We start from the raw sequence: 12,835 nt of genomic DNA, 5'->3' as shown, positions 1-12,835 counted from the left end.
ACTCCTTCGGTTTTGTTTCTTTTATTTTACTCCTTTACTATCCCAAGCACAAAACCGTCATAGCCCTTTGCTCCAACCGTTTGAAGGGCTGTTGCCGTTACTCGCGGCTCCTCCGCAAGCAAATCCATAAACCTGCGTACGCCTTGGACGCGCGGATCCGTGCTGTGCTTGTTCGTTACTTCCCCGTCCCGAATGACATTGTCTCCAACAATAACCGTGCCGGGACGAGAGAATCGCAGCGCCCATTGCAGATATTGAGGATTATTAGGTTTGTCGGCATCAATAAAGATAAGGTCAAACGGCGCTGCCCCTTCCGCCTCCAGCTTCGCTAATTGCTCCAGCGCCTCTCCAACTCTGATCTCTACCTTATGACTGAGCCCGGCTAAAGCAATATTTTGCCCGGCAACTTCAGCATGATGAGGATCAAGCTCTAACGTAACCAACTGTCCAAGCTCCGGCAGCGCTCTTGCCATCCAGACCGTGCTGTAGCCGCCAAGCGTGCCAATCTCCAAAATTCGGGATGCGCCTATCATTTGAGCATACATATTTAGCAGCTTCCCTTGATTAGGCGCTACATCGATAGCAGGCAGATCAGCCTTCTTATTGTTCGCCAGCACCTGCTCCAGAACCTCATCCTGCTCAATAAGCCGCTCCGTGATGTACGCATCAACCTTTTCCCAAGTGTGCATCGTAGTCATGTTTACCACTTCTCCTCGCTTTGAGATGATCTTCTACTTCCATAGTAAGCGAGTTATAATGATAAGAATAATATATGTTTTTGAGTAACTTATATAATATATATATATGTGTGGAAAAGAGGGACCTTAACCATGAACCTGCATGCCTTGCGCTTGTTTCATACCATTGCCGTTACCGGAAGTGTAACCCGCGCCTCAGAACTGCTGAACATCAGCCAGCCTGCTATAACAGGGCAGATCAAGAAGTTCGAGAAGGAGCTGATGCTGACTCTCTTCATGCCTCAAGGGAGAGGAATAGCTTTAACCGATGCCGGCGAGGAGCTTGCCGTGCTGGCCAAAAGACTATTTGCCGTAGAGCATCAGATTGAGCAATTTGCCTTGAATTATCGCAGCGGCACCATCGGCAGCATTCGGCTTGCCGCCACTTATCTGCCTGCCCACTTCCTGATCCCGGCCTGGATCGCCAAGTTCAAGCAGCAATTCGAGCAGGTAGAGATGAACATTACAACAACCAATTCCAGCGGCGCCTTACAACAGCTGTTAGACGTCGAGGTCGATATCGCGATATTCGGCGGCATGGCCGAGAACTACCCCGATACCATTCAGACGGAAGAGCTGTTCCAGGATGAATTATGGTTTGTTGTTGCGCCAAGCCACCGGTATGCCAACCAGCAGGTTACATTGTCCGAGATGATGAAGGAGCCGTTTGTCATGCGCGAAGAAGGCAGCTCCACGAGGGAAAGGCTGTTATCGCTATGCCGCACCTATAACTCCTCCGTCCCGACCATCTCCCTGCAGTTTAACGGACTGCATGAAGCCACAACTGCCGTCATCGCAGGCTACGGCGCCAACTTCGTCTCCTCTCTTGTCGTTCGCGATTATGTCGAGCGCGGCGAGCTTGCGCGGGTATATGTTGAAGGCATTCATCTCAAAAACTCGATTGCCATCTGTACCCGGAAATATGAACCACTCTCCGCTTCGGCGATGAATCTAGTAAACATGATTAGCCAGAACCCCTTTGTGAGGTAGGAATCGGGGCTATCTCATCGCCTACCGGCTGTAGTAAGGTTTTTGTCTGCTATTTCGCTGATTGCTTCCATCTATCGCATCGCCTACCGGCTGTAGTAAGGTTTTTGCCTGCTATTTCGCTGATTGCTTCCTTCTATCATATCGCATACCGGCTGCAGTAAGGTTTTGACCTACTATTCTACCGCATGAACCCGTCTTACGCACCGTCACTGCTCCTATTGAGACGCAAAAAAGCTGTCCCCCATTAGGAGAGCCCTGCAAAAGTCCACTTTTTTAGACCAAGGAAAAAATCAAAGAAAAACGAGCCTCCAGAATCGCTTCTAAGGCTCGTTTCTTGTTCAGGAGGTCATTTTTGACCCCCTGATTTTTGTGCTTTTTTCTAAATAGGTACTTTTGCAGCGGTCTCCATTAGGGACAGCTTTCCGTCTGCTATAAGCCTAGCAGCTTAAAAATCACCTTCGCGCTTTCAGCGCGTGTGGTGTTGCCTTGCGGGTCGAATTGGCCTTGACCCTTGCCATTGAGGAAGCCCAGCTTCACGGCTGCTTCAATGGACTCTTTTGCCCAATTATGAATCGCGGCCGAATCGATAAGGGAGCTGCCCTCACCGCCGCCTTCTGCTTTCTTGCCGCTCTTCGCTTCATACGCGCGCATGAGCATAACGGCCATCTCTTCTCGCGTGATTACGGCATTTGGGGAAAAAATCGTTGCCGTGCGGCCGCGAATGATCCCCGCTTCGGCAGCGGCATTTACGCTGCCTTCATACCAGCTGCCAGACGCTACATCCGTAAATCCGGCCGGCTTCGCCGCCTTCAGGTTCATCGCGCGCACAAGCAATGCCGCAAACTCTGCACGGGTCACGCTGCGCTCCGGCTCAAACCGGTCAGCGGTGACGCCCGTAATTACATGATGAGAGGCTAGCTCCCTAATCATCTCCCCTGCCCAATGGGACAACGGAACGTCTTCAAACGTCTTGGCGTATTCCAATGCCGCATAGCTGGAGAAGTGGTGAATTGCTGTTGTAATTGTACCATCCGCATTTACCGTTCCGCCGTTATACTCCAGCTTGCCGTTATCCGCCACATAATATATACCGGTCAGCTTCTGGTTAGCTTCGCTGTCCAGCTTGAACGTCAGCTTGAGCGGTTGAACAAAGGTGCTGAGCACTGCCGTGTCCTTGCCGCTGCCGTCAACTACCGCAAGCCGGAAGTCGTACACTTCCGAGGCGGGTTTCAATTCCACGCCGCTTGCCGCAGCAGCCTTATCAATCAATTCCTTCTGCGCCTTGGCAGCCAGCGCCTGAAGCTTCAGAACAATATGCGAAGCCGAACCTGCCCCTGCCTTCTTAAGCAGCTCTTGCAGTACCGCTCCTGGCACGAGCAGCGTCAGGTCTCCCTGCTTCAGCTCGAGCGCCTTGCCGTTCAGCAGTTCTGCCGTATTCATTGGCAGGAGAACTTCCGACTTCCCTTCAACCGCAATGGTCGCTTTGCCGTCGCCGGATTGTTTGACCGCATCCTTCAACTGCTGCTCCGTTACCGTGACGGAGGAGCTGCCAGGCGTCACTCCGCCGCTTCCGTTGCCGTTGCCGCTGCCGCTTTCGCCGCCCTCTCTCGTGATAACCAATTCTATCGTTTTGGTCGCTTGCGAAGCGCGCCCCTTATCGGTGTACCATTCCTGCGCCAGCGTCTCCGCGCTTGGCTCAATATGAAGCGTAAACCGGTTCACTCCAGGCTGCAGCGCAATATGGTCCACCGACACATTCCCGTAAGCATCCATTGCGCCTTCGGCAAGCGGCTGCCCGTTAATCGTGAAGTCCACGCCGTACGGCACATTCGACTTCAGGGTGAATGACTCCTCGCCCGTCTCGTACGAAATATCTTCCCCATAAGAGATGCGAGGCATCGTAACGATCATCGGCATATCCACCCAGCGCAGCACGTAATCGTCAACGACCATCGTATTGCCGCCCTGGTTCTTAATCGTCAGCCTCATATTCGTATCCGTCGAAGAATACGCATAGTTGCCGGCATCCACCGTATCGCTGGCTACGCGGGCATGCGAGGTAAAGGCCTCGGTCGCCCATGTCCCGCGGGTGTATTTGTATTGGATCGTCTTGCCTGCCATCATCTTGAAGCTGTATTCCACCACGTCGCGAGTGGTTGCGCCGCTTGGCACATTCAGTTTATTGCCCGACGAATTCCAGCCGTTCAGATCGCCCGCCAAATAGATATCGTCTTGAACCGGCGTATAACCGGGCAGATGAACGCGGAGCTTCACATCGACCATAACCAGCTTAGGCGTAACCGATTGCTCGCCCGAGAAAGCACGGTTATAGGCGCTGTCCACGGCAGCTACCTTATACGTGTATGCCGTATCATTGCTGACCGTAAAATCAACGTAAGAAACAGCTGTCTTCGCGGCCGCGGCGATTTTCACAAAATCCGAATCCGCAGCCTTCCGGTAAATCTCAAAATGATCCACCGTTTCCTCTTCGGCATCCTCTGTCCAGTTCAGCAGAACGCGGTTCGATTCAACCGCAATATCCGATAGCACTGGCGCTTTCGGAGCCGCTGTATCCGAGCTGTCCGCCTGAACGTTCACCGCGGCCTCGGCCGAATCGGTGTAGGACTCGCCATTATCCGTGGATACTCTTGCATAATAGGAATAGGTTCCCGCTTCCGTCGGCTCAAACGCCGCCCAGTATATTTTTTTGCCGTCTTCCGTATCCGCCTTGTAACGAAGCTTTGTATCTTCCGCGTTCGCTTTGTTTGCGTCGTCCTTATAGAAAGCTAGTCTCGCAATGACGTTTGGCGCTTCCTTGCCCGCATAAGCCGCATCATCGGTCAGACCGGGAATATCGATCGTGACTTCAATCTCGGAGGTCTTATGACCAACGCCCAGCGTCACTTCCTCCGATTGTTTCGTCACGGCTGTACCTCCGACCGGGAACGACGGAGTTGCCGACCCGTACTCGCTTAACGGGCTCTCTCCATCTTCGGTGACAGCCGTTACGGTATAGTAATATTTCTTGCCGTTTACGACATCCGAATCCGTCCAGCTTATGTCGGTTGGCTGTCCAACCAGCTGCAGCTGACCGCCTTCAATTGCCGCGCGGTATACGTTATAGCCCGTCGCTCCGGCAGAAGCGTCCCAAGTGAGAGTCACTTTACCGTTGCCGCCGGTCGCGTGAAGATTCTGAACTTCAGGAACTTGTACAAGCTCTGTCGTCGAGATCATCATGAGGCCGCTCATCGCTTTTACCGTCAAGGCGATTTTGCCGCCCGCAACCGTTGCTTCCATACCGCTGCCCAGCTGATCCTCAAGCGTCAGACCCTCCGGCAGGAAGCCAGCCACGTCAACTTGAATCGTAGCATCCGACGAACCTCGGTTTATGGCAACCAGTCCGCCTTGACTGCCCGTTTTCCTAGCATAAGCAATGACATCGCCCGTATTGTAAGCCGTCTTCAAATCGCCTGTACGGAATACTTCATTGTTGTCTCGAACGCCGCCTGCTTTCTGATACGTATCGAACAACGAGGCATATCGGCCAACGCCTGCATACGTGCCATTCGAGCCGGATACGCGTTCCCAAGGGAAGGCGCGGCGGGAATCCGGATCCTTCGTACCGGCGAGTCCAACCTCATCCCCATAATAAATGGTCGGGGCTCCCGGGTAGCCCATTTGGAAAATCGCCGTTAACGCCTGCATTTGCAAAGCTTTGTCGGAAGGCTCCGGCGCAATCGCCAAATGCTCCTCTTCCCATTCCGGCTTATCGTATTTCGTAATCGAGCGGATCGTGTCATGGGAATCAACCAGGTTCAGCATTACTTCCCAAGCTTCTGCCGGATAATCCTCGCGGATTGACTCCAAGGCATCGTTAAACTGCTGCGCATTGCCGCTGATAATAAAGCCTTGAAGCGCGCCGCGGAAGCGGTAGTTCATAACGGAATCGAACTGATCGCCAAGCAGGAACTTTGTGGCTACGCCCCACTCTTCGCCTAGAATAATCGGCTCCGGAATGGTCTCTCCATTGCTGTCCTTGCGCCCTTCCGTCGATTTCACCGCTTCGCGGAATTTCTGCCAGGTACCTGAGGACACATCGGGCGCGACGTCAAGACGCCAGCCGTTCGCGCCCATCCAGCCCCAGCGCTGCGAGTTCGCCTCCTGCATCATGGCGGAAGCCTCTTCATCCGATTTGCCGGTCAAATCATGGCCAATAACGAGATCGCGGTAGCCCTGCACGTTCCATTCATGGTTGCCTTCAAGACCTTCGGCATCGCCTGCCGCAGGCGTCAGCGCATCGATCACGGGCAAGGAATCATACCCCCACCAGCCTTCGTATTTGTAATGGCCGTCCACCTTTTCATTGGATACCGTAAACCAGGTTGTAAAATCAAAATCCTCCGGATAGGCGTAATGCCCGCCCGTTGCCGGGTTAATCTGAGCCGTAAAGGAATCAATGACCTGCTGCTTCGCCGTTTCCAGCGCCGCGCCTTCATCATTCACCTTGTCGTAGACTTTTGCCCAGAACTCGTAAGCGCCAATCTCCGGGTATTTCTCATAACGGTCAAAATAAATCGAGTCATCGCCGACATGGTTAAACACGCCGTCAACGATCAGCTTAAAGCCCATGTCATGCGCTTTTTTCGCAAAATCCGTAAATACGCGGTCAGAGGCCACTCTTGTTGCTTCATAATCCAGACCGGAGCTAGGATCGCCAGGCGTATTGTATACCGGCTCGCCAAACATCGGGTCAAGATGCTCGTAATCCGTTGCATCGTATTTATGGTTTGAAGCCGCCCAGGCAACCGGGTTGAAGTAAATGACGTTTACGCCAATCGACTTCAGGTAGTCGAGGTTTTGTGAAGCCCCCTGAATGTCGCCGCCGTAAAACTCATTCGTCCAGACACCGTCCGATTTGGCATCCGGGAAGTACGGCTTCTGCTCCGGTGTTATCCGGTCGGGATTTTCCGGAGCCGTCGTCCATGTTCCTTCCACCTGACCCGGCGTTGGATCATTGGTCACTCCGCCGTCAAAGTATTGCAGCTCATAGCCGCCTTTCGCGGTTACGCCTGCCGTTGTCGTATCGCCTTGGACGGGACCGCGGTAGCCGTCCTCTGTTTTCGCGCGGTTATTTGACTTGTCTCCATCATAGAAGCGGTCCGGGAAAATCTGATACACAACCGCGTTCTTCATCCAATCCGGCGTCGTAAAATCCTTGTCGTAGACGGTCAGATCGTAAGGCAATACGCCCTCATCCGCCGTTGTCCCCGTTCCGCCGCGCGAGCCGTCATCGCCGTATTCAATTTTCGCTGCCCCGTCGATCAGAATAAACTTGTAGCCCCACACCCCGATGCCCTGGAATGCCGCACCCGGAATGGTCACTTCCCAATAATCCTTGTTATCGAAAGAAGTTGCTTTATGCATATCGAATGCCGACGCAATACCCTCCGGATTGCTGAGCTCTGCGCGCACGACCTGCGCGTCGCCCGCTTCCGTCGCAATACGGAGCGTCACATCCTCGCTGCCTTCTTTTATAGCGCCAAACGGTTTCTTGTAAGTAACCGACCGGGAATCAAACAGCAGCTTATCCCGCTTAATCGTCCCGTCATACTGGCTGTCCGCCGGCTTGTAGTTCGTCACGATCGTCCGTTCTTCCAGCACGGTGCTGAAGGTCACATCTGCCGGATCAATGGTCGTCAGGATGAAATTGTCGCCGCCAGCGCCGTAATTGTCAGTCGACCAGTTGTCACCCAGCACAACCTTCATCTCATAGCGGCCGGCCGGCAGCGTGCGCTGCAGCTTATAGACCGAACCGTCAAAGTTGTAGTCGACAAACCTTTGCTTCGCTTGATCGGGGGCCCAGGCTGACTCTCCGAGTACGGCTTGAATGTCTCCCACAAGGCGCGGCCATTCCGCTGCCGACTGAGCAGGCGTATATTGCGGGATGCCGCTTGCCCCCGGCACGCTGATTCGGACCTGCCCCAGCTCGTCGTTCACGTAGAAGTTCACCTTCGACTGAGCGGCAAGGGTAAAAGCAAAGTTATTGCCATTATCCGAGTAACCGTCCCAAGTCCCTTGGCGCACCAGCTTGAACTCGTAACGGCCTGGATCCAGCACGGTCGAATACGCATAGAATTCGCCAGCCAAATGACTCATTTGCGTTTCCGTCGAAGCGTTATTCCAGCCTTGGAAGGAGCCGGCTACAACCCATTTGGCACTGCCGCCAGGCTGATTCGCAAATACATCCGGCGCCGGAGCATCAACGGGTGCTTCGCCTACGAGGATTTTGCTGTTCCCGTTCGAGGTGTCCGTATGGGTTGGATCAAGGAACCAAATGCTTGGCAGACCGTCTGCCGCCGAAATAAATTTGTACGTATAAGTCCCGTCCGCGAGCGACTCCGCCGCAAACGTATAACTGCCCTCGCTAAGCGCCATCTCATGCTGATCGGCAAACGCGTTCTCATCAAAGCTGCCGGCCACCTTGAAATGCGGCGTATAGCTGAGACGAATGATACTGTTCTCGTCCGAGGTTACGCTCAAATTCGGATCATCCAGCCAGTTGCCGTTAACCAGAAACTTGTAGCCGTAAGCCTTGTTTGGCGCATCACCGGTTAGTTCAGCGGTATAAGTACCGTCCCCGTCCTCATCCGCCAGCGCTGCGGCCGGATCTCCCCAGCCGTTGAAATCGCCTTTGGCGGCAATGCTGACCGCCGACTTCGGCAGGACAAAATGAATTGTTCCATCCTCCGCATACGTTTCGCTGACAGCGCTTGCATGAACCTGCTTAGGCATCAGCCCACCCACCTGAATAACCATTATGATCGCCAGCAGCAGCGACCATATTCTTGTTTGTTGCCTGCTCCTTATATGTCTTATCATATGCGCGTAATCCTCCCTAGATCATCGAAATTGAGCAAACGATTGCACAAACAGACGCAAAAACTCCTTTCCTGCCGATAAAAAAAGCTATCCCTTGGGTTAGAAGAGATAGCGGGGTTGTTCCGGCATTATCAGCAAAAACCGGAATGCATTGCCCTTAAATTAGGCATTTATCAGCATGTGTTGATTAATTCCATCCTATTATGAAAACGCTTTACAGTCAATGGGAGGATAGAAGAAATTTACTATTCGACAGAATTGGCAATATTTTGAGCAATCGTTTGCGCAATTTGAACTAGGAAAATTACTCTCTGGGGGAAAAAATAGGCATCCTGCCCTTCACCGCACGGCATGGGCGGGATGCCACCTACGCCTTACCTGCCTCGTACACCATCAGCCAGCAGTCCCGGTATTCTCCCTCATGCCATTCATGCTTCTCGAGCAGCTTCACTTTCTTGAAGCCGTTCTTCTCGTACACTCTTAGCGCTCTAGCATTCCAGGCTTGCGGATCCATCGCGATCTTCACTGCTCCCCGCTCCATGGTCAAATAACGGACGGTTTCCTTCATCAGCTCGGAACCAATCCCCTTGTTCCAATAGCCGGGTTCACCGATGAACTGATCCATGCCGTAGAGCGTGCCCTTCTCGGCATCCTCAGGCTCTAGCGTACGAAGACCAATTTCTTTCCCCCGAAAAAGAATCATCTCTTCAGCTCCTTGTTCAATGACGTCATTTAATTAGATGCTGCCTGTACGATAAAGGGGCTACCCCCATAATCTGACGGAAAATTTTACTGAAATACGACGGATTCCCAATCCCTACGCGATAGCCGACTTCCGATAAAGGCAAGGCGGTTTTGCGAAGCAGCGAGCAGGCATGCCGGATTCTCGTCGCCTGGGTATAAGCCACAATCGTTGTTCCCGTCGATTCCTTGAACAAGTGAGCGACATGATAAGGCGACAAATGCAGCTCGCTTGCCAGCTCCTCCAGCCGGAACGGCTCCATGTAATGCTTCTCAATCCATCCCATGATATCTTCGACGCGGTGGTTATGTTTCTTCAGAAAGGCAGATTCTCCATCCGGGCTTTGCTTGAGCTGATGCACAAGACTGAGCAGGAAGACGCCCATATTCTCTTCGAACTCCGCTTCACGCATGCTGGCCATCGAGGTACTGAACTGCCTGAGCAGAGCAACAAACGGCTCGGTCTCCGCCATGGCGTTCACTGGATGGACATTCGCCTGCTGCAGCATTAACCGTTGGAAGAAGCCTTTCAGACTCGGAAAATCATTCAGATAGCCATGCAGCACGGCCGGCTCGAACAGCAGCACGCTTCGTATGAAAGGCTCCTCTTCCGTCACCTGAATCTGAATCCGGTGCATCTGGAACGGCGGAAATACGAGTAGCGTGTTAGGCTCGATCGAATAGGATTTCCCGTCAAGGATCAGCAGCCCCCTGCCCTCATGCACGTAAGTGAGCTCCAATTGGGAATGAGCATGAAAGACCTCTCGGAAGTACTCGGTTGACGTTCTTCGATATTCATATTGGAACCATTTTGCCTGTAGCACCCGGTTTCCCGCCCTTCTCAGAATTACCGCAAGATACAAACATTTTACCGCAAAATCGAGCGACAAAGCATTCCTTTTTCCATATATTCTAGAAGCAATTCCACTAAAGGAGATGTTACTCGCTTTGAATAAATCAGACGGCATGAACTATGCACCGCAGGGCAAACCCAATCCGGCTGTTGCGCCCGGAGAGTTTCAATTTGCAGCCATTGCGCTGGATCACGGACATGTCTACGGCATGTGCAACGGACTTATCGAAGCAGGCGGCGAGCTTGTTTACGTATATGACCCGGATCCGGAGAAGGTAGCCAGGTTTGCGGAGCGTTATCCTCATGTAAAAAGAGCGGCTTCGGAAGAGGAGATCTTCGCGGATCCCCGGATCCAGCTGGTTGCATCCGCAGCCATTACCTCCGAGCGCTGCGCGCTTGGCCTTCGGGTCATGTTGGCAGGCAAGGATTATTTTACGGATAAGGCACCGCTCACGACCCTGGAGCAGCTTGAAGATGCCAAGCGCGTGGCGGCGGAGACCGGACGCAAATACATGGTTTATTATGGCGAAAGACTCCATAACGAAGGTGCCCTGTTCGCTGGTCAATTAATCGAGCAAGGCGCCATTGGACGGGTTGTGCAGGTGATGGGCTGGGGACCGCATCGCACGAACGCGAAGTCGAGACCGGAATGGTTCTTCGAACGCGAGAAATACGGCGGTATTATATGCGATATCGGCAGCCATCAAATCGAGCAGTTCCTGTCTTATACAGGGGCCAAGGACGCTCAGATCGTACAGTCCCGGATCGCCAACTACCATCACAAGTCCTATCCCGAGCTGGAGGATTACGGCGACGTGATGCTGACGGGCGATAACGGCGCGGCTGCCTATTTCCGGGTGGACTGGCTGACGCCGGACGGACTGAGCACTTGGGGAGACGGCCGGACGCTTATTCTCGGAACCCAAGGTTACATTGAAGTCCGCAAATATACCGATCTTGCCCGTAGTCCCGAGGGGGATCAAGTATATATGGCCAATCACGAGGGAGAGTATCATTTTTCGGTACGAGGCCAGGTTGGTTATCCGTTCTTCGGCCAGCTCATTCTCGACTGCATCCACCGTACCGAGAATGCAATGACACAAGAGCATGCCTTCAAGGTTGCCGAGCTTAGCGTATTAGCCCAAAATCTTGCGGTCCGCATGGAATAGGAGATGAATTGATTATGCTGAAAATCGCCATTATTGGAGCGGGGGCTATAAGCCGAGCCCATATCGACGCTTATCTGAAGTTCCCGGAGAGATGCCGGGTTGTTGCCATATCGGATATTTATAAGGATAAGGCGGAAAGCCGAATTGCCCAAAGCCAGCTTGCCGAAGCGAAAGCCTATAGTGACTATAAGGAATTGCTCGAGCAGGATATCGATCTGGTCTCCATCTGTACCCCTCCTTACACTCATGCCGAGCTGGCTGTACGATTTCTCCGGGCAGGCAAGCATGTATTGGTCGAAAAACCGATGGCCTCCTCGCTCGAGGAATGCGACGCGATGAATACAGCGGCGGAGGAAAGCGGCAAGCTGCTGTCGATTGTTGCCCAGAACCGCTTTCGCACGCCAATGATGAAGCTGAAGTCCGTACTGGACAGCGGGCTGATCGGTCCTGTCGTTCACTCGCAGGTGGACTCCTACTGGTGGCGCGGCCACTGCTATTATGATCTGTGGTGGCGCGGAACCTGGGAGAAGGAAGGCGGCGGCTGCACCTTAAACCATGCCGTCCATCATATCGATGCGCTGCTCTGGATGATGGGCCGGCCAGCCGAGCTGCAAGCCTTCATGAGCAATACCTCGCATGACAATGCGGAAGTGGAAGACCTGTCGATTGCGATGCTGAAGTTCGCCGGCGGCGGTCTTGGCCAAATCACAAGCTCCGTCGTCCACCACGGCGAGGAGCAGCAGCTGATTTTCCAAGGCAAGGCAGCCCGAATCTCCGCACCATGGAAGCTGGTAACGTCAAGCTCGATGGATAACGGATTCCCGACTCCTAATCCTAGTCTCTCAGCGGAGATCCAGGCCTATTACGACAACCTGCCCGAAGTTGCTTATGAAGGACATGTTGGTCAAATCGATAACGTGCTGTCCGCGATCGAGAAGGGAGACTCCCTGCTCATTGACGGACATAGCGGCCGGGCAACGCTGGAGCTGATACTCGGTATCTACAAATCCGCCAGCACCGGGGAGAAGGTAACCTTCCCGCTCCGCGCCGACGACCCGTTCTATACTCGTCAGGGCATTCAGGACAACGTCCCGCATTTCTACGAGAAAAGCGCTTCGGTGGAGAACTTCCAGGACCGTACCATTACAACGGGAAGTAATTTAAGAGGGTAGTAGATTGATGTTCAGGAATAAGACCCTGCCGGGGTCTTATTCCATTTAATGGGGAATTATAAAAGCTGTGTCTGCTTGTTCCGGATGGTTAAGGTCCTTTAGGGACCTTAACACGACCTACGCAGACTCTTTTTACTGCCTTAAGGTCCTTTCGGGACCTTAAGCTTCCGCGAACGCTCCGTTTGATTGATGGTTGCTGTTTGTTCCGCATGGTTAAGGTCCCTTAGGGACCTTAACCTCATCAACTCCGGCTAATTTTACTGCCTTAAGGCCCCTTAGGGACCTTAAGCTTCG

The 12,835-nt window shown here is 53.2% G+C and carries 7 protein-coding genes; 3 read left to right on the top strand and 4 right to left on the bottom strand.

Annotated features, from left to right (window positions below):
- Positions 1-26 precede the first annotated feature (26 nt).
- Positions 27-698: an O-methyltransferase gene (locus tag M3194_RS24490; RefSeq protein WP_251656716.1), complete on the bottom strand. Its 672-nt coding sequence runs from the start codon at positions 696-698 to the stop codon at positions 27-29.
- Positions 699-830: 132 nt separating this feature from the next.
- Between M3194_RS24490 and M3194_RS24485 the strand changes: the two genes are divergently transcribed.
- A complete protein-coding gene (locus M3194_RS24485; protein ID WP_251656715.1) occupies positions 831-1,727 on the top strand; it encodes a LysR family transcriptional regulator in 897 nt (298 codons plus the stop codon).
- Positions 1,728-2,156: 429 nt separating this feature from the next.
- Here M3194_RS24485 and M3194_RS24480 read toward each other — a convergent pair whose 3' ends face one another.
- The 3 genes from M3194_RS24480 to M3194_RS24470 form a co-directional block, all read right to left on the bottom strand.
- The gene (locus M3194_RS24480) at positions 2,157-8,606 is read right to left on the bottom strand and encodes an alpha-amylase family glycosyl hydrolase (RefSeq protein WP_251656714.1); all 6,450 of its coding nucleotides are present in this window, start codon (positions 8,604-8,606) and stop codon (positions 2,157-2,159) included.
- A 367-nt stretch (positions 8,607-8,973) separates the two neighbouring features.
- On the bottom strand, positions 8,974-9,309 hold the full coding sequence (locus M3194_RS24475) for a GNAT family N-acetyltransferase (RefSeq protein WP_285889538.1): 336 nt from the start codon (positions 9,307-9,309) through the stop codon (positions 8,974-8,976).
- 25 nt (positions 9,310-9,334) lie between these two features.
- Positions 9,335-10,171 (bottom strand): AraC family transcriptional regulator, encoded by an 837-nt coding sequence (locus M3194_RS24470; RefSeq protein WP_251656713.1) that lies wholly within the window; start codon positions 10,169-10,171, stop codon positions 9,335-9,337.
- Between the two features lie 124 nt (positions 10,172-10,295).
- On the opposite strand from M3194_RS24470, the gene M3194_RS24465 reads away from it, so the two are divergent.
- Together M3194_RS24465 and M3194_RS24460 are read left to right on the top strand one after the other, a co-directional pair.
- A complete protein-coding gene (locus tag M3194_RS24465) occupies positions 10,296-11,369 on the top strand; it encodes a Gfo/Idh/MocA family protein (RefSeq protein WP_251656712.1) in 1,074 nt (357 codons plus the stop codon).
- A gap of 14 nt (positions 11,370-11,383) precedes the next feature.
- Positions 11,384-12,541, top strand: coding sequence for a Gfo/Idh/MocA family protein (locus M3194_RS24460; protein WP_251656711.1), 1,158 nt, complete (start codon positions 11,384-11,386; stop codon positions 12,539-12,541).
- Positions 12,542-12,835: the final 294 nt, after the last annotated feature.

It is taken from the genome of Paenibacillus glycanilyticus, from assembly GCF_023715145.1.
Classification (GTDB): domain Bacteria; phylum Bacillota; class Bacilli; order Paenibacillales; family Paenibacillaceae; genus Pristimantibacillus; species Pristimantibacillus glycanilyticus_A.
The sequence above is the reverse complement of the archived record's forward strand: the minus strand, read 5'-3'. Positions and strand labels throughout refer to the sequence as shown.

Excerpts from the sequence above, each read along its gene's own strand:
- M3194_RS24485 (WP_251656715.1), top strand. The coding sequence starts at position 831 with ATGAACCTGCATGCCTTGCGCTTGTTTCATACCATTGCCGTTACCGGA.
- M3194_RS24480 (WP_251656714.1), bottom strand. The coding sequence starts at position 8,606 with ATGATAAGACATATAAGGAGCAGGCAACAAACAAGAATATGGTCGCTG.
- M3194_RS24460 (WP_251656711.1), top strand. The coding sequence starts at position 11,384 with ATGCTGAAAATCGCCATTATTGGAGCGGGGGCTATAAGCCGAGCCCAT.
- M3194_RS24490 (WP_251656716.1), bottom strand. The coding sequence starts at position 698 with ATGACTACGATGCACACTTGGGAAAAGGTTGATGCGTACATCACGGAG.
- M3194_RS24475 (WP_285889538.1), bottom strand. The coding sequence starts at position 9,309 with ATGATTCTTTTTCGGGGGAAAGAAATTGGTCTTCGTACGCTAGAGCCT.